The organism is Streptomyces sp. NBC_01288 (assembly GCF_035982055.1).
Lineage (GTDB): Bacteria > Actinomycetota > Actinomycetes > Streptomycetales > Streptomycetaceae > Streptomyces.
Window position 1 is genome coordinate 6,273,150 of the sequence record NZ_CP108427.1, and the last position, 18,001, is coordinate 6,291,150.

Below are 18,001 nucleotides of genomic sequence, written 5' to 3' on the forward strand. Positions count from 1 at the left end.
TGAGCTCATCAAGAGCGCGCGGCCCCCGGATGCAACCGAACCCACCCCTCCCAGGCCGACGCGATCATGTCCTGGACGTCGTGCTTGGCCTTCCAGCCCAGTTCGGTGGTGATGCGGTCGGCGGAGGCGACGACGCGGGCCGGGTCGCCGGGGCGGCGGGGGTGGACGGTCGGGGGACGGTCGTAGCCGGTGACCGCGTTGATGAGGTCGATCATCTCGCGGACCGAAACGCCTTCCCCGCGGCCGATGTTGAGGGTCAGGGCGCGGCCGGGGGAGGCCTGGAGGGCGCGGGCCGCGGCGACGTGGGCCTCGGCCAGGTCCACGACGTGGATGTAGTCGCGGACGCAGGTGCCGTCCGGGGTGGCGTAGTCGTCGCCGAAGATGCGCGGGGGCGCGTTCTCGGTGAGCTTCTCGAAGACCATGGGGACGATGTTGAAGACGCCGACGTCGGCGAGTTCGGGGGCGCCGGCGCCGGCCACGTTGAAGTAGCGCAGGGAGGCCGTGGACAGGCCGGTCGCCCGGCCGGTCGCGCGGACCAGCCATTCACCGGCCAGCTTGGTCTCGCCGTACGGCGACATCGGGACGCAGGGCGTCTCCTCGGTCACCAGCTCCACGTCCGGCATGCCGTAGACGGCCGCCGAGGACGAGAAGACGAAGGACGGGACGCCGGCCGTGGTGACGGCCTCCAGGAGGACGCGCAGGCCCTCGACGTTCTCCCTGTAGTAGTGCAACGGCAGGTCCACCGACTCGCCGACCTGCTTCTTCCCCGCCAGATGGACGACTCCAGTGACGTCCTGGTCGGCGAGGGTGCGGGCCACCCGTTCCGCGTCCAGGGTCGAACCCACCACCAGGGGGACGCCGTCGGGCAGGCGCTCGGCGATGCCGGTGGACAGGTCGTCGTAGACGACCGCCTGTTCGCCCGCCTCGGTCATCGCCCTCACGACGTGCGCTCCGATGTAGCCGGCGCCGCCGGTGATCAGCCAGGTCATGTGCGGCCGTCCCCTCCGTCACTGGATGTCGTTCGACCCGCGCGGGGTGCGTCCCCCACGCGTTTCGGGCCTCAGTCAATCAGGCGCCGGAGTGTGCCGAGGTCAGCTGCTGGGACTCCCCGTGGGGGCCGGGGGACTGCACGCGCGTGTGCGTCGTCGCAGGGAGCGGTCTCGACGACCGCCACAGACGGACGAACGAGAGGACGGCCGCGGCGGCCAGCAGCCCATTGCGTACGACCATCAGGGCACAGCCCGTCCAGGTGCTGTGGATGACGTCGAGGTACAGGACGGGGAACTCGACGGAGCTGACCGCGGTCGCCGCCACGATCAGCGCGGCCACCGTGCGCTGGGTCGTGTGCCGCGAGGTCAGACAGACGGCCGCCAGGCCGAGCAGCCAGATCATGTACTGGGGGCTGATCACCCGGCTGGTCACGGTGAACAGCAGGACGGCGCTCAGGGCGGCGTCGTACGGGGTCGCGTCGGTCCAGCGGCGGGCCCGGAGCCGCCACCACAGCAGCAGCCCGAAGGCGACCGCCGTGAGCGCGAGGGAGGCGTCGGCCACGGAGGAGACGTACGGTCCCGTGAACTCCATCGCGCCGTACCGGTAGTGCACCTGTCCCGGCCAGCCGACGTGGGTCGCCAGGCCGAGGGCGGTACCGCCGAGTGACTCGATCTGTACGCCCCGGCCGCCCTGTTGACGCAAGAAGGCGAAAGGATTGTTGAACAAAACCACGAGAGACATGAGCGACAAGGCTCCCGTCCCCACCGCCCACGACCACGCCGACCGCGTCGTCCGCCCCCTGGGCATCCCCAGCAGCACCAGCGCAGGCCACACCTTCACCAGCGCGCCCAGCGCCGCGAACGCGCCGCACACACGCGTGGAGCGCGACAACGTCAACAGGGAGATGACGGCGAACGCCGTGACCTGCACGTCGTAGCGGACGAGGGGCATGTGCAGGAGGAGAGGGAGGCAGCCGATCCAGTACGCGGCGCCGCGCAGGCTGTGGCCGGGGCGGGTGCCCGCGCGGGCCAGGGTCAGCGTGATCACGGCATCGGTCGCGAGGGTGAGGACGACGAACGCCTGGAAGTACGTCAGGTCCGGCAGCAGCGCGGGGGACAGGAGCACGGGCCCGGCGCCCGGCGGGTACTGCCACAGGGGGTCGTGCGCCGGGAACGTGCCGTGCGAGAGCACGCCGTACCAGTGGAGGTAGAGGCGCCACACCTCCCGGGCGACCCCGCCATGGCCGAGCAGGGGGAGGCCGTTGTACGAGAGGAGGAGGAGCATCCCCGCGCGGGTGGCGAGCCAGGCGAGGGTGAGGGCGAGCAGGCGGTGTCTGCGGGCGGCGTTCATCATGGCGGATCGTAAGCCGGGTGAATGCCGCAGGAATGCTAATACACCGTCAATCGTCGGTAAGAGCTTGCTAACAGTACAAAATCAGCCAGGTGGACAGTCAAGGTGAGGGTGAGTACAGGCGCGGGCGACGGACGCGTGCGGGGGGCGTGGCCGTGGTCGTGCCGGTGGTCGTCATGCTCGCGCTGGGACTGTGGGGGCTCGACCGCGGCGGGATGTGGGGCGACGAGGCCGTCACGTTCCTGGTCGGGCGGCGCACGGTGCCGCAGATCTGGCACCTGCTGCACGGCGTCGACGCGGTGCACGGCCTGTACTACCTCCTCATGCACGCCGTCCTCACCGTCCACCCGGGCGAGGTGACCCTCCGCCTGCCATCGGTGTGCGGCGCGGCGGCGACGGCGGGCCTCGTCGCGGCCCTGGGCGTCCGCCTCGCCCGCCCCCGCGTCGGCCTCTGGGCCGGCCTCCTCTACGCGATCACTCCGCTGACCGGCCACTACGCCCAGGAGGGCCGCTCCTACGCCCTCGTCGCGGCGGGCGTGGCCTGGGCGACGCTGCTCCTGGTGAGGGCGTTGGAAGGGCGTTCATGGTGGCCGTACGGCGCTGTCCTCGCCGTGACCTTTCTCCTGCACGAGTTCGCGGTCCTGGTGCTCTGCGCCCACGTACTGACCCTGGCGGCGGCTCGGGTGCCCAGGGCGACGTGGCTCGGCTGGGCCCGTGCGGTGAGTGTGGCCGGGGGTGCCCTATTGCCCCTGGCCTGGGTCTCCCAACGCCAGTCCGCGCAGGTGGCCTGGCTCAGGATCCCGGACTGGGACACGACGGAAGGGCTGGCCCGCGACTTCCTCGCCGTCGCCCCGACCGGCCTCGTCTTCTGGGCCTCAATCCTCCTGATCCTCCTCGGCCTCGGTTCCAACCGGCTCGCGTCGGTCGCGCTGCCGTTGCTCCTGGTGCCGCCGGTGCTCCTGTTGACGGTGTCTCAATTCCGGCCCTTGTTCCACGAGCGGTATGTGCTGTATGCGCTGGCGGGAGCGCCGCTGCTGGTGGCGGCGGGGGCGGATCGGGTGGTGGGGGCTGTGAGGTGGCTGTGGCTGGAGGCGCGGGGCGTGCCGAGCGGTCGGCGCGCGGAGGTCGAGCGGGTGGTGGCTGGGGCTGGGAGTCGCCGCGAGTTGGTGGGCGCGGTGAGCGCGGGTGGTCACGGGCTGGGGGGCGACCGTAGGACTGGAGTTGGGGGTGGCGTCGGAGCTGGAGTCGGAGCCCGAGACGGGGTCGGAGTCGGAGCTGAAGCCCGAGCCGGGGCCGGATTCGGAGTGGGAGCGGAGACCCGAGGCGGAGCTGCTGCCGGAGCTGGGGCTGGGGTCTGGGCCGACGCTCAACACGGAGCCGCGGCCGCTGCCGCAGTTGGAGCCCGAGAGGGAGCCGCAGCCGGAGCTGGAGTCGGAGCCCAAACTGACGCACAGGACGGATCGGCAGCCGCAGCCCTAGACGGAACCGACGCCCGAGCCGACGTCCGAGACAGAGCCGGAAGCGGAGGCGAAGCCGGAGCTGGAGGCGGCGCCAGAGCCGCAGCCGCAGTCGGAGCCCAAGGTGGAGCCGCAGCCGCAGCCGCAGCCGCAGCCGCAGCCGCAGCCGCAGCCGCAGCCGCAGCCGCAGCCGAAGCCGGAGCCCGAGACGGAACGCGAGACAGAGCCGGAGGCGCAGGCGAAGCCGGAGCTGGAGGCGGCGCCCGAGACGCAACCGCAGCCGGTGCCCGAGACGGAGCCGCAGTCGGAGCCGGCGCCCGAGCCGGAGCCGGAGCCCGAGGCAGAGCCGGAGGCGCAGGCGAAGCCGGAGCTGGAGGCCGGACACGAGCCGCAGCCGCAGCCACAAGCCGCCCATCTCTCACCGGAGTTGACCGTACGAGCCTCCCGCGCCCCGACGCCCGCCGCCCCCCGACTATCGGCCCCATGACCAACCCCTACCCACCCCGCCGAACCCTCCTCGCCACCCGCGCCAACCTCATCACCCTCGCCGGCGTCCTAGCCGCAACCGCCCCCTTCCTCCACGGCCTCCCCGCTTACCAGAGCGACCGCTCAGCCGCCCACCGCCCCGAGAATCTCGCCGCCGTCTCCGCGCTCGCCGGGCGTGAACTGCACCCCGGTGACCCGGTGTTGTTCCTGCCGTCGTTCTGGCGGGTGACGGCGCTGGCGTATCCGGGGCCGTTCGTAGGGGCCCGGGATCTGGCGTTGGGGGAGTCGGGGGCGAGGTCCGGGACGCTGAGTGGGCGGGAGGTGAGGCCGGGGGAGTTGCGGGCGCGGCTCGCCGGGGTGGACCGGGTCTGGGTCGTCGCGCAGTCGAATCTGCTGCCCCCGCGCTGGGTACCCGGTGACCCGACCGACCGGGTCAAACTCGACGTCGTGGACGGGGAGTTCGCGCGAAGACAGGAGTACGTACGAGGACGCGTGAAGCTCGCCCTCTACATCCGCCGGATGCCCCCGCAATCCACGCAGCCGATCCAGTCGGTGCCTACGCCTACACCTACACCTACGCCTCGTCCAACGTCGCCGAATCCAACGCCCCCGTGAGCTGGTCAAGCCGTTCCCGCAGCGCCCGGATCTCATCGAGGTCGAACCCCGTCGCCCCCAGGATGCGCCGAGGCACCTCCACCGCCCGCTCGCGCAGCGCGACCCCCTCCTCCGTGAGCCGCACCTCCACCGACCGTTCGTCACGGACGCTGCGCTCACGCCGTACCAGACCCGCCGTCTCCAGCCGCTTGAGCAGCGGGGACAGCGTGCCGGAGTCGAGCCGCAGGTGTTCGCCGAGCTTCTTGACGGGCAGCTCGCCGTGCTCCCACAGCACCAGCATCACCAGGTACTGCGGATACGTGAGCCCGAGATCCTTGAGGATCACCCGGTACACACCGCCGAAGGCGCGCGACGCGGCGTTCAGGGAGAAGCAGATCTGCTGGTCGAGGCGGAGCCAGTCGGTGCTGGGGGAGGCGGCGGGAGTCGTGGTCATGCCCCCAGGATAGCGCTAGCGGGCCATTTAGTTGTGGGCAATTGAATTGTGTGCTCTACTTGTCGTCGTGAGGCGGTCCGGACACCACACCCGGACCGGCCACCTCCGTACAGACTTCCGAGAGGGATGGTTTCCATGGACGCGATCTACACCGCCGTAGCCACCGCCACCCACGGCCGCGACGGCCGCGCGGTCAGCAACGACGGCAAGATCGACCTTCAGCTCGGCATTCCGGTCGAGATGGGCGGCAACGGCCAGGGCACCAACCCTGAGCAGCTGTTCGCCGCCGGCTACGCCGCCTGTTTCGGCAGCGCCCTCGGCCTCGTCGGCCGGCAGGCGAAGGTCGACGTCACCGACGCGGCCGTGACCGCCGAGGTCGGCATCGGCAAGCAGGGCGAGGGCTTCGGCCTCAAGGTCACCCTGCGCGTCGAGCTCCCCGACACCGTGGACGAGGCGACCGGCCGCAAGCTGGTCGAGACCGCCCACCAGGTCTGCCCCTACTCGAACGCCACCCGCGGCAACATCGAGGTCGACCTCGTCATCGAGTAGTCCCTACGACCCTCCCGCGACCCGGCACAAAGGTGGCCGACGGCATACACGCCGTCGGCCACCTAGTCGCACCTCACCTCACCGCACCCCACCTCACCGCACCGAGTGAGCGTGCTCCCCAACTCCCTGCCCCGGAACGGGAGTCGGCACAGCCCCACCCGCGGCCGCCTTCCCCCGCACCACACTCTCCAGCAACAACGGCACCCCCACCACAGGCAACAACCACACCAGCACGATCAACCGCCCACCCCACACGCTGACATCGGGATGCGCGGCCTGCGTGAGAATCCCCGTGAACGCGGCCCCGATCAGGAACACCCCGAACGCCGGCCGCCGCACCGCACCCCACACCCCCGCACCCAGCGCGGCCACCAGCATCGGCTGCCACAACTGCTGCCGAGTCCACTCCACCCAGAAGTTCGCTTCCAGGTGCAGGAATTCGGGCCACAGCCGCGTGCGGTCGGGCCGGGCATAGTGATCGGTGAGCAGGTCCTGAAGGCTGTCGGTCTGGGACGGGTAGTGGAGGGCACTCGCCAGAACCAGCGTGCCCAGCGCGGCAGTTGCCCCGAGCACGGCGACCGTCACCAACGCCCGCCCCGGCGCCCTCCCACGCCGCATTCGCCCTACGGCGACCACCGCACCCGCACCGGCCAGGCACAGCCCGAGGAACAGGGACTGCGAGTGCTTGACGGTGAAGAGAAGCACCAACGAGCCGCCGACCAACGCGAGCCCGACACGCGTACGTTGCCCCTTCAGCACGAGCGCGCAGCCCCACACCACAGCCAGCGTCAGGGCCGTCATCAGCCCCTCGGTCATCGGCCGCATCGAGGTCGTCCCGCACGGCAGCACGTAGTAGAGGGCCTGCCCGGTCAGCGCGAGCGGCACCGACACGGACAGCGTGCGCAGGATCAGGAAGACAAGGATCCCACCCGCGACCGTGAGGACGACACTCGCCGACCACATCCCCCAGACCGGCCCGAGCAGCGTCACGAACGGGACCAGGAACACCGGGTATCCAGGCCGCACTTCGAAGATCCGCATGAACCGCTCGGACGTGAACGGCGTGATGAACCCGCCCGTCTGCCCGGCCCGCAGCCGTGCGTTCACCCCCCGCCACTCCGCGTCCCGGCACTTCTTCGCGACCCGCGCGGCGGGGTCCTTGCCGTGGAAGTTCAGCGGGTTCACGCTCTGGTCGCGCCGCGCCATCTCCCCCTGACTCGCGCAGGAGTAGTCGATGGCGACGGTCGCCGCCTCACGCTCGCTCGCACCGCGCAGACTCATCGCGTACGACAGGTAGTTCTTCGTGTCGGGGGTCGCCCGCCCGGTGACATTGGCGAGTTGGAGCACCGCGAACACCGCGGCCAGCACCAGCACCCAGGTACGCGGCCTCATGAGGACGCCAACTGGTCGTGCCCACTGGCAGGAGAGGGCACCCGCGCACCGGACTCGGCCCCCGGCAGCCAGCCCTCATCGCCCAGAAGCAGCATCCGTACGACCCTCTCGGCGGCCTTCCCGTCATCGAACTCGCAGTACCGCGACCGGAATTCGGCCCGCAGCCGCGTCGAGTCCTCGTCCCGCCAGGCACCCGACGCGAAGACCCACGCCAACTCCCGGTAGGAACCGGACACATGACCCGGTGGCGCGGCGGTGACGTCGAAGTAAGTACCCCGGCTGGCCGCGTACGCCTCCCGGTCGTCGGCGTGCAGCACGATCGGCCGGTCGAGGTTGGCGTAGTCGAACATCAGGGCCGAGTAGTCGGTGACCAGCGCGTCGGACGCCACCATGACGTCCTCCACGGAGGGTTCGTCGGTCGCGTCGACCAGAACTCCACGCCGGTGCAGGTCCGCGAGGCCCATCCCGCGCGCGGGTCCGGTCGCGAGGGACGGGTGCAGCCGTACGACGAGGGTGTGCTCCGGGCCGAGATCCTCGGCGAACCGGGCCAGGTCCAGCCGGTCGACGTGCCCGCCCCGGACGTACTCGCGGCGGGTCGGCGCGTACAGCACGACGGTGTTCCCGGCGGGGATGCCGAGCCGTTCCCGAACTGCCGCCCCCGCTCCGGGAGTCGCGCCGACGAGGACGTCGTTGCGCGGACTCCCCGTCCGCGCCGAGGCGAAGTGACACGGATACGCCCGCTCCCACACCAGCTCTGAGTGCCGGTTGGCGACGAGGCTGTGGTCCCAGCGGTCGGCCCGGCGCAGCATCTGCGGGACGTCGACGCCGTAGCGACCGCCGGGCTTGTCCAGCAGGTCGGCCGCCATGTACTTGAGCGGGGTGCCCTGGTGGGTGTGGATGTGGACGCTGCCGGGGCGCTTGGTGAGGGTGCCGGGCCAGTTGACGTTGTTCACGAAGTACGTTGCCCGCGCGGTGAGTTGGCGGTACCGCACGGTGTTGAGGAGAACGTGCTCGACATTCGGCGGCAGCAACGCGGCCTGTTCCACGTCCTGTACGACCCACACGCCCCGGAGGTGCGGGGCGATCTCCCGCGCCTTGTGGTAGACGGCGGCCGGGTCGCCGAGGACCCCGCGGTGCGAAAAGGCCGAGTACACAACGAGGTTGGGGTCCAGCGACCGGCGCGCGTACAGCGCGGACAAACCGCCCTTGACGCGTCCGGCCGCCGACTTACGGGCCTGCAATGCCCGGCGTTCGAGCTGCCGGGCGGCCCGCCCCGCCTGTCGCCGCACCCGGTACAGCGTGTAACTGCCTTCCAGAGCACGGACTTCGGCGTCCGCCTTCCCGTCCGCCTTCGCGCCCGCAGGCATGTGCTTGGCGAACAGTTCGGCCGTACGGCGGAAGAACTCGGCCTTGTCGGACGGGGGCAGCCGGTCCGGCTTGCCGAGGATGTCGAGACAGTGCTCGGCCATCTTCCGGTGCAGGTACGGTAGCCAACTCGCCAGTTCCGGGCGGGAGTCGACGAACGCGAAGACCCGCTCGTACTGGTCGTGGATGTCGAAGTGCTTGCGGCTTGTGGTGGACAGGATGTTGCCCTGGCGCCGCTGCCGGTAGTTCAGGCAGATTCGGTCGAGGGTGGCGATCCGCTCGGCGCTGAGCAGCACCGGGAACGTCCAGGGCGTGTCCTCGTAGTAGCCCGGCGGGAACTCGAAGGCGTGCTTGTGCACGAACTCCCGGCGGTACACCTTGTTCCACACGACCATCAACAGGTCGAGGATCTCCGGGTGTTCGGCGACCGTGAAGGTGCCGTCGACCTCCGTGAGGACGTGCGCGAGGACGTTGCGCCGGGTGCCGCCCCACCAGTAGGTGCGCGCGTAGTCGAAGACCAGGACGTCCGGGTCGCCGCTCGCGTCGAGCCGGTCGGCCATCGCGCGCAGCGCGCCCGGCGTGAGGGTGTCGTCGCTGTCGAGGAAGAACAGGAAGTCGCCGGTGGCCAGGGGCATTCCGGCGTTGCGGGCGCGGCCGAGACCGACGTTCTCCGGCAGGTGCAGCACCTGGACGCGCGGGTCGCGTGCCGCGTACTCGTCGAGGATCGCGCCGCACCCGTCCGGCGAGCAGTCGTTCACGGCGATCACCTCGATGTCCTGGTACGACTGCTCCAGAACCGAGTCGAGGCACTCGCGCAGAAAGCCCTGCACCTTGAAGACGGGGACGATGACGCTGAAGCGGGGCACTTCGGGTTCAGCTCCTTACGAGGGTGGCGGCAGGGGCCGGGACGCGTTCCGCGAGCGGGACCACGGGCGGCACGGTCTCCGGCGGCTCGCCGAGGAACACCCGGCGTACGACCCGCTCGGCGGCCAGTCCGTCGTCGAACTCGCAGAAACGGGACCGGAATTCGGCCCGCAGGGCGCTGGACTCCACCCCCGCGTACGAGCCGTCGCGGAACACCTGCGCCAACTCCTCGGGCGTCCGGGCGACCGGTCCCGGCGGCGCCTCCATGAGGTCGAAGTAGACGCCCCGCGTCTCCCGGTAGACGTCCCAGTCGTCGGCGTACACGACGATCGGCCGGTCGAGGTTGGCGTAGTCGAACATGATCGACGAGTAGTCCGTGACCAGCGCGTCGGCGGCCAGGCACACGTCCTCGGAGGAGCGGTGCCCGGTCACGTCGATGATCCGGCCGCTGCTCTTCGCGCGGCCCTGGTCGTAGAAGTAGTGGGCGCGCAGCAGCACGACCACGTCGTCGCCGGCCGCCGCGCAGAAGGCCTCCAGGTCGAGGCCGGTGTCGAAGCCGGTCTGGTAGTCGCGGTGGGTGGGCGCGTACAGGACGGCCGTCTTGCCCTCCGGGACTCCCAACTCCCGCCGCACGCGGGCCACTTCGTCCGCCGTCGCCGTGTAGTAGACGTCGTTGCGCGGATAGCCGTACTCCAACGCCTCGTACGAGCCGGGGAAGGCGCGCTCCCACATCTGGGTGGAGTGCCGGTTGGAGGAGATGTTGTAGTCCCAACGATCCACCCGGCCGAGCAACTTGGCGAAGCTGCCGGTCGCGGCGGCCACCACCGGGTACGTCGACTGGTCGACGCCCATCTTCTTCAGCGGGGTCCCGTGCTGCGTCTGGACGTGCACGCTGCCGCGCCGCTTGACGACGCCCTCCGCGAAGTTGGCGTTGTTCACCAGGTACTTGGCCCGCGCCAGCACCTCCCAGTACTTCCGGCTGCCGATGACGGCGTGCTCGACACCCTTCGGTACGGCGTCCACCGCGTCCGGCTCGACCAGGAACACCGAGCGGATGTGCGGGGCGAGTTCACGAGCCTTGGCGTGGATCGCGGCCGGGCTGCACGCGTAGCCCCGGCCCCAATAGGCGCAGTACACCGCCAAGTTGGGGTCGAGCCGACGGCGCAGGTCGCGGGCGTAGCGCAGGCGCGTGCGGAGCATCCGGGGGCGAGGAACCCGCTCCGCCGCCCCCGACGCCGACCGGTTGGCGCCGCGCAGCGCCTTGAACGCCGTGTACGCCCCCGACGCCAGCAGCCGGTGCTGCACTCTCAGACTCCCGCCCGGCGCGCGGAAATCGGCGGGCCGGTGACTCCGGTACAGCCGTCCGGCCCGGCGGAAGAAGGCGCGGTGCCCGGAGGGGAGCCGCTCGGGCCGGGAGGCGGTCTTCAGGACCACGGCGAAGAGCTGCTCGAACAGCGCGTGCGACCGCTCGGGAGCCAGATCGTGCGCCGCGTCGAGCACCAACTCCACCTGGTCGAGCAGCTGATGGTGGTGCTCGCCCGGCAGGTTGAGCCGGCTGCCCTGCCTCCGCAGCAGATGCCGGACGACGACCGAGCGCAGTACCGCCACCCGCTCGGCGGCGACGGTGACCAGGCCGCCCCAGCCCAGGTCGGTGAACCGGCCCTCGGGGAAGGTGAGTTGGTGGTCGGTGAGGAAGGCGCGGCGGTAGGCCGCGCTCCACGCCGGGAGCTGCACGCCGGTCAACTGCGGTGCCTGGCCGGGGGAGAAGGCGCCTGCCGGGGTCTTCGCGAGCAGTGGGGCGGCCGGGTTGGTGGGCTCGCCCTCCCACCACGGGGTGCGCTCGTGCTCGAAGTACAGGGCGTCGACGTCACCGGTCTTTGTCAGCCGGGCGTCCAACGCGGCAAGTGCGCCCGGGGCGAGGGTGTCGTCGCCGTCCAGAAACAGGACGTAGGCGCCGGTCGCCGCCCGTAGCCCGGTGTTGCGGGCCCCGCTCAGGCCTGCGGAGGGTGGCGAGTTGACCGGGGCCACCCGGGAGTCCCGCCCGGCGTGGCCGGTGGCGACGTCGGCGGCCGGGGAGCCGGGGGCGTCGCAGACCGGGATCAGCTCGAAGTCGCCGTAGGACTGGGCGAGGACCGAGTCCAGGGCCAGGGACAGCCGGCCGGCGACCCCGTGGGACGGGACGATGATGCTGAAGCGGGGCATTCTGTTCTTTCTCCAGTGGTCCGGAGGGGAGTTCCGGGTCAGTGCGCGCGGCAGGCCCCGGGGCGTCCGGTCGGGCGCCAGGTGGTCGGGCGGGTCGGCGTGGGTCGCGAGGGGCTTGATGGCATGCGAACTCCCCGGTGTGGGAACGGCGTTCAGAGGCGGTCGGTGACGGGCTGGGACGCGGTGGGCTGCGGCACGGTGGCGAGCGGGGAGCGCGTGGGGCTCGCGGCGGCCGACGGCACCGGGTGGCGCTCGGCGAGCGGCACGACCGGCGGGAGGTCCGTTTCACCCAACACCACGTGGCGTACGACCCGTTCGGCGGCGCGGCCGTCGTCGTAGGGGCAGAAGCGCTCGCGGAACGCGGCGCGCAGCTGGGCCGAGCGGGAGCCGCGCCAGTGGTCGGTCGCGAAGATGTCGATCAGCTCGTCCTCGCTGCGCGCGACCGCGCCCGGCGGGAAGGAGCGCAGGTCGAAGTAGGTGCCGCGGGCCGCCTCGTAGGCCTCCCAGTCGTCGGCGTGGATGACGATCGGGCGGTCGAGGTTGGCGTAGTCGAACATCAGGGACGAGTAGTCGGTGACCAGCGCGTCGGAGGCGAGGCAGAGGGACTCGACGCTGGGGTGGTCGGTGACGTCGATGATCCGGCCGGTCGCGTGGGCTGCAAGGGGGCCCTCGTGCCAGTAGTGGGCGCGGGCCAGCACGACGAAGCGCGGGCCGAGGCGGCGCAGCACGCGGTCCAGGTCGAGGTGGGCGCGCTGGACGCGGCGGTAGTCGCGGTGGGTCGGGGCGTAGAGGAGGGCGATGGTGTCCCGCGGGATGCCGAGGGACTCGCGCAGCCGGGCCACGTCGGCCGAAGTCGCCTGCTGGAACACGTCGTTGCGCGGGTAGCCGTAGGCGAGCGTGGTGTAGCTGCCGGGGTAGACGCGCTCCCAGGTCAGGGTGGTGTGGCGGTTGGCGGACAGGACGTGGTCCCACTTGTCGACGCCCTTGAGGAGTTCGCCGAAGTCCATGTCCCGTGCGGCTGCCGGGCGTTCCTGGAGGTCGAGGCCCATGTGCTTGAGGGGCGTGCCGTGTTGGGTCTGGATCATGACCTGGCCGGGGCGCTTGATCAGCCGGCGGTCGAAGTTGACGTTGTTCACCAGGTACTTGGAGCGGGCCAGCGCCGTCCAGTAGGAGGCGGTGTTCGGGCGCAGCCTGCGGGTGGCGGCCGGGATCGTGTGGTGGTGCTCGGGGCGGGCGATCCACGCGGTGCGGATGTGCGGGGCGTGGGTGCGGAACGCGCTCTCCAGCGCGCCCGGGTTGCAGCTGTGGCCGCGCCCCCAGTAGGCGGCGAACACCGCGCGATCCCTGAGCGGGAGCCGGAGTTGGACGCGGTAGTGGAGCTGGAGGATCGCCGCCCTGAGTGCGCGCAGGGCCTTCGCGGTGAGCTTGACCGCGCTGCGGCGCCAGCTCATCGCCTTCTGTAGGGCGCGGAACGTGCGGTGGACGCCGAAGTGGACGAGCGTGTGGCGCATGCGGGTGCGCAGCGGGACCGGGGTGCCGGGGATGCGGTAACGGCGGTAGTGGGCACGGGCCTTGCGCAGGAACTCGGCGCGGGTGCCTCGCGGGAGCCGGTCGGGCTTGGTGAACACCGTCGCGAGATGGTCGACCATGCGGCGGAACAACACCGGCCGCCACTGGGCGAGTTGGGGGCGTGCGTCGACGAACGCGAAGACCCGGTCGTACTGGTCGAAGACGTCGAAGTGCTTACGGCTGGTCGTGCCGAGGATGTTGCCCTGGCGGCGCTGGCGGTAGTGGACGCAGACCCGGTCGAGGGTCGCGATCGTCTCCGCCGTCATCAGGACCGGGTAGGTCCACGGGGTGTCCTCGTAGTAGCCCGGCGGGAAGGCGAAGCCCTCGCGCTCGACGAACTCCCGTCGGTACGCCTTGTTCCAGGCCACCATGATGACCCGCAGGAGCCCCGGGCGGTCTTCCAGCCGGAAGGGCGCCGGGCCCTGTTCGGTCAACTGGACGGCGACCTTGTTGCGTTGGGCCTCGCCCGACCAGAAGGTGCGCGCGTAGTCGAAGACCAGGACGTCCGGGTCGCCGGTCTCCTTCAGGCGGTCGGCGATCGCGCGCAGCGCGTCGGGCGTGAGCGTGTCGTCGCTGTCGAGGAAGACGAGATAGTCGCCGGTCGCCTGTTCCAGACCGGCGTTGCGGGCGCGGCCGAGGCCCTGGTTCTCGGGGAGATGGACGGCGCGCACCCGGGCGTCGCGGGCCGCGAACTCGTCGATGATCGCGCCGCAGGCGTCCGGCGAGCAGTCGTCGACCGCGATCAGCTCAAGATCGGGGTACGACTGGGAGAGCACCGATTCCAGGCATTCGTGCAGGTACGCCTGCACCTTGTACGCGGGGACAATGACACTGAACCTGGGCAAGGGACATCCATGGGTCGGTCGGCGCGGGCGTTCTGCCCGGGAACGGCCGATGGAGTGACTTGGTTACGCCGGGTACGGCATACGGGGGACGCACGGTGAACGAAAAGGGGCGGGCCGGTGACGGCCCACCCCTTCGAACTATGCGTGTTTTGTGGCTATTTGACCGCACCTGCCATCACGCCGGTCACGAACTGCCGCTGGAACGCGAAGAACACGGCCAGCGGGATCACCATGGAGATGAACGCACCGGGTGCCAGCACGTCGATGTTGTTGCCGAACTGGCGTACCTGCGTCTGGAGTGCGACCGTGATCGGCTGGGTGCTCGACTTGGTGAACACCAGCGCGACCAGCATGTCGTTCCACACCCACAGGAACTGGAAGATGCCCAGGCTGGCGATCGCGGGCCCGCCCAGCGGCATCACGACCCGTGCGAACAGCCGCAGTTCGCCCGCGCCGTCCAGCCGGGCCGCCTCCAGGAGTTCGCGCGGGATCTCCGCGAAGAAGTTCCGCAGCAGGAACACCGCGAACGGCAGCCCGTACCCCACATGGAACAGGATCACCCCGAAGATGGTCCCGAACAGGCCTATTTTTCCGAAGAGTTCGGCGATCGGGATCAGCGCGACCTGTACCGGCACGACCAACAGGCTGACCACGCCCAGGAACCACCAGTCGCGGCCCGGGAACTCCATCCACGCGAACGCGTAGCCCGCGAGCGAGCCGATCACCACGACGAGGATCGTCGCCGGGACGGTGATCAGGACGGTGTTCCACAGCGAGTTGGTGATGTCGCTGTTCTCCAGCAGCGTCTTGTAGCTGTGGAGGGTGAGTTGGGACGGCTGGCTGAAGACCTTCCACCAGCCGCTCGCGCTCATGTCCTCCGGGCTGCGCAGCGAGGACAGCAGCAGCCCGAGCGTCGGCACCAGCCAGAACAGGCCGACGAGGATCAGGAACACCCGGACCAGACCCCCGCTCGCCGCCGCCGCGAGCCGGGAGCCGAGCGACTCCCGCGCCTTGACGACCTCAACGGGCCCTGTCTTTCCCAGAGTTCCGGCATCCGTGGTCATCGCCGCACCTCCCGCCTGAGCCGACGCACGTTGAACAGCATCACCGGAATCACCAGCAGCAGCAGGAACACCGAGATCGCGCTGGCGATCCCCGGCTGGTCCTCCGAGAAGCCCTTCCGGTACAGCTCCAGGGCCAGCACGTTCGCGTCGTCCTGCGAGGAGCCCGGGGCGATGATGAAGACCAGGTCGAAGATCTTCAGCACGTTGATCATCAGCGTGACGGCGACGACCGCGAGCACCGGCGCCAGCAACGGCACCGTGACCCGCCGGAACACCTGCCACTCGTTGGCACCGTCGACCCGCGCCGCCTCCAGCAACTCCCGTGGCACACCCGCGAGTCCGGCCGCGATCAGCACCATCGCGAACCCGGCCCACATCCACACGTACGACCCGATGATGGCCGGCGTCACCAACGACGGGCCCAGCCACTCCACTCCGTTGTAGGGCGCCTTGAAGTTGCCTGCCGGGAGCCGGAGTTGGGCCCCGTCGGCCTTGGCGGGCAGTGTGAAGGTGCCGTCGCCCGCGGCCTTCGTCGAGGCGACCACCTTGCCGTCCTTCACCGCCTCGATCTTCATGCCGCCGTAGCCGAGTTCGGACGGGTCGACCCCGCCGAGCCTGCCGACGCCCTTGCCGCGGGTGAAGTCCTGCCAGGTCGTGCCGGTGATCTTCCCCGGCTCAGGCTTCGCCGCTACGGCCTTCTTGGCGCCGTCGGGCATCTGGTCGGGGGCGACGCCGACCAGCGGGAGGACCACGGTCTGGCCGGTATGGACCGTCGTACTGGTGATGAAGCCGCCGTGGTCCACCTTCAGCGGAGATTCGCGGCCCGGGTGGGCGTTGGGGAACGCCGACGACGAGACGAACGTGTCGTGGACGCCGACCCAGACCGCGTTGGCGACACCCTTGTGCGGGTCCTGGTCGTAGACGAGGCGGAAGATGATGCCAGCGGCCAGCATCGAGATCGCCATCGGCATGAAGACGACCAGCTTGAACGCCGTTCCCCAGCGCACCCGTTCGGTCAGCACCGCGAAGATCAGACCGAGGGCGGTGGCGACCGTCGGCGCGAAGATCACCCAGATGACGTTGTTCTTCAGGGCGGTGCGGATGCCGTCGTCGGTGAACAGGGCCTTGTAGTTGTCGAATCCGGCGAAACCGTCACCGGCCTGGTTGCCGAAACTGCGGACCAGCGAGTACCCGATCGGGTAGACCACGAGCGCGCCCAGCAGCACCAGGGCGGGCAGCAGGAACAGCACTGCCACGGTCCTGCGGGTGCCGGTCACGCTCTTGCGGTTGCGGGGAGGGACGGAGGCCCCGGGGGCCTCCGCCGCTGCCGATGCCATCTCGGGCTCAGCTCCCGCTCGCGTACGCCGCCGCCGCGTCCTTCTCCAACTGCGCCTGCGTGCCCGCGACATCCGTCGGGTTCTTCAGGAAGTCCTGGAGGTCCTTCCACTCGCCCTTGCCGGGCGTACCGCCGAAGGACTGCGGGGCCTGGTCGGACATGTCGAAGCGGAAGTCGTCACCGGCCGCGATCAGCGACTTGGCGATCGTCCGCTGCACCGCGTTCGGGTACGCCGAGTCCGGCACGTTCTTGTTGGGGGAGAGATAGCCGCCGAGCTTCGCCTGGATCGTCGCCGCGTCCGGTGAGGCGAGGAAAGTGGCCAGCGCCTGGGCCGCCTTGGAGTCCTTCAGGATGACGGCCGCGTCGCCGCCGGAGACCACGGGCGAGGTGGAGCCGACCGCCGGGAACGGGAACACCTTCGCGTCGGTACCCACCTTCGCCTTGGTCTCACCGATGTTGACCTGCACGAAGTCGCCCTCGTAGACCATCGCGGACTTCGGCTGGTCGCCGCCGTTGAAGGTCTGGGTGACGGACGCGGGGAACTCGGTCTGGAGCGCGCCGTTCTGACCGCCCGCGATATAGGCCTTCTTGCCCCAGATCTGGGCGAGCGTGGTGAGGGCCTGCTTGACGGAGGGGTCCGTCCACTTGATCTTGTGCTGGGCGAGCTGGTCGTACTTCTCGGGCCCGGCCTGCGACAGATACACGTTCTCGAACCAGTCGGTCAGCGGCCAGCCGTCCGCGCCCGCGATCGAGAACGGGGTGACCCCGGAGTCGTAGACCGTCTGCGCGGTGGTCAGCAACTCCGCCCAGGTCTTGGGCTCCTTGGCGCCCGCGTTCGCGAAGACCTTGGCGTTGTACCAGATCAGCGACTTGTTGGCGGCCTTGTAGTAGACGCCGTACTGCTTGCCGTCGACCTTGCCGATGTCCTGCCAGCCCTGCGAGTAGTTCTTCTGCAACTCCGCGAGCGCGTCGGCTCCGAGGGGCTTGGCCCACTTCTTGTCGACGGCCTGCTTGATGGCGCCGGGCTGCGGGAGCATCGCGACGTCCGGCGGCTGGCCGCCCGCGATCTTCGAGCCGAGGAAGTTGATGATCGGGTCCTGCGCGGGCACGAAGGTGACCTTGGCCCCTGTGCGCTTCTCGAATTCGGAGAGCACCGCCTTGAAGTTCTTCTGCTCGGCACCCGTCCACACGGCGGCCACTTCGAGGCTCGCGCCGTTCAGTTTCGGGAGGGTGACGGTTCCGGCGGTCTCCGAAGGACTGCTCGACTTGCCGCTGTCGCTCTTGTTGTCACTTCCTCCACAGGCGGCGAGCGAGAGCGTCAGTGCCCCCGCGGCGACAACTGCCGCTGTACGTACGGTGGTGCGTGTCCGGTGTGTGCTGCTCGTGCTGCGCATCACTGCCCCGTTCTTCGTTCCTCGTCGAACGCTCGAACGCTTCCGTGCGCACTGGTCTACGCCCGGTACTTGAACGCGGCAAGATGGCGT

The 18,001-nt window shown here is 70.2% G+C and carries 12 protein-coding genes; 2 read left to right on the plus strand and 10 right to left on the minus strand.

What is annotated here, in order from left to right; translation table 11 throughout:
- Positions 1–8: 8 nt before the first annotated feature.
- Both galE and OG194_RS28295 read right to left on the minus strand, forming a co-directional pair.
- Positions 9–989, minus strand: a complete 981-nt coding sequence (gene galE / locus OG194_RS28290; RefSeq protein ID WP_327403604.1) for a UDP-glucose 4-epimerase GalE — start codon at positions 987–989, stop codon at positions 9–11.
- A 79-nt stretch (positions 990–1,068) separates the two neighbouring features.
- A complete protein-coding gene (locus OG194_RS28295; RefSeq protein WP_327403605.1) occupies positions 1,069–2,340 on the minus strand; it encodes a glycosyltransferase family 87 protein in 1,272 nt (423 codons plus the stop codon).
- A gap of 176 nt (positions 2,341–2,516) precedes the next feature.
- On the opposite strand from OG194_RS28295, the gene OG194_RS28300 reads away from it, so the two are divergent.
- A complete protein-coding gene (locus tag OG194_RS28300) occupies positions 2,517–4,898 on the plus strand; it encodes a glycosyltransferase family 39 protein (RefSeq protein ID WP_327407233.1) in 2,382 nt (793 codons plus the stop codon).
- Here the strand turns inward: OG194_RS28300 and OG194_RS28305 are convergent.
- Positions 4,858–5,331 (minus strand): MarR family winged helix-turn-helix transcriptional regulator, encoded by a 474-nt coding sequence (locus OG194_RS28305; protein WP_327403606.1) that lies wholly within the window; start codon positions 5,329–5,331, stop codon positions 4,858–4,860. The genes OG194_RS28300 and OG194_RS28305 overlap by 41 nt on opposite strands.
- Before the next feature lie 135 nt (positions 5,332–5,466).
- On the opposite strand from OG194_RS28305, the gene OG194_RS28310 reads away from it, so the two are divergent.
- Complete coding sequence (locus OG194_RS28310) at positions 5,467–5,880, plus strand: organic hydroperoxide resistance protein (RefSeq protein ID WP_019056748.1); 414 nt, start codon at positions 5,467–5,469, stop codon at positions 5,878–5,880.
- 93 nt (positions 5,881–5,973) lie between these two features.
- On the opposite strand, the gene OG194_RS28315 is transcribed toward OG194_RS28310, so the two are convergent.
- The 7 genes from OG194_RS28315 to OG194_RS28345 form a co-directional block, all read right to left on the minus strand.
- Positions 5,974–7,272, minus strand: a complete 1,299-nt coding sequence (locus tag OG194_RS28315; protein WP_327403607.1) for a hypothetical protein — start codon at positions 7,270–7,272, stop codon at positions 5,974–5,976.
- Positions 7,269–9,503 carry a bifunctional glycosyltransferase/CDP-glycerol:glycerophosphate glycerophosphotransferase gene (locus OG194_RS28320; protein WP_327403608.1) on the minus strand — a complete coding sequence of 745 codons (2,235 nt, stop codon included), beginning with the start codon at positions 9,501–9,503 and terminating at the stop codon, positions 7,269–7,271. Before OG194_RS28320 ends, OG194_RS28315 begins: the two co-directional genes overlap by 4 nt.
- Positions 9,504–9,510: 7 nt before the next feature.
- A complete protein-coding gene (locus OG194_RS28325) occupies positions 9,511–11,703 on the minus strand; it encodes a bifunctional glycosyltransferase/CDP-glycerol:glycerophosphate glycerophosphotransferase (RefSeq protein ID WP_327403609.1) in 2,193 nt (730 codons plus the stop codon).
- 152 nt (positions 11,704–11,855) lie between these two features.
- Entirely contained in the window at positions 11,856–14,117 is a 2,262-nt protein-coding gene (locus OG194_RS28330) for a bifunctional glycosyltransferase/CDP-glycerol:glycerophosphate glycerophosphotransferase (RefSeq protein ID WP_327403610.1), read from the minus strand.
- A gap of 155 nt (positions 14,118–14,272) precedes the next feature.
- Complete coding sequence (locus tag OG194_RS28335) at positions 14,273–15,181, minus strand: carbohydrate ABC transporter permease (protein WP_327403611.1); 909 nt, start codon at positions 15,179–15,181, stop codon at positions 14,273–14,275.
- Entirely contained in the window at positions 15,178–16,518 is a 1,341-nt protein-coding gene (locus tag OG194_RS28340) for a carbohydrate ABC transporter permease (protein WP_327403612.1), read from the minus strand. The genes OG194_RS28335 and OG194_RS28340 overlap by 4 nt, the downstream gene beginning before the upstream one ends.
- Before the next feature lie 7 nt (positions 16,519–16,525).
- Entirely contained in the window at positions 16,526–17,911 is a 1,386-nt protein-coding gene (locus tag OG194_RS28345; RefSeq protein ID WP_327403613.1) for an ABC transporter substrate-binding protein, read from the minus strand.
- Positions 17,912–18,001: the final 90 nt, after the last annotated feature.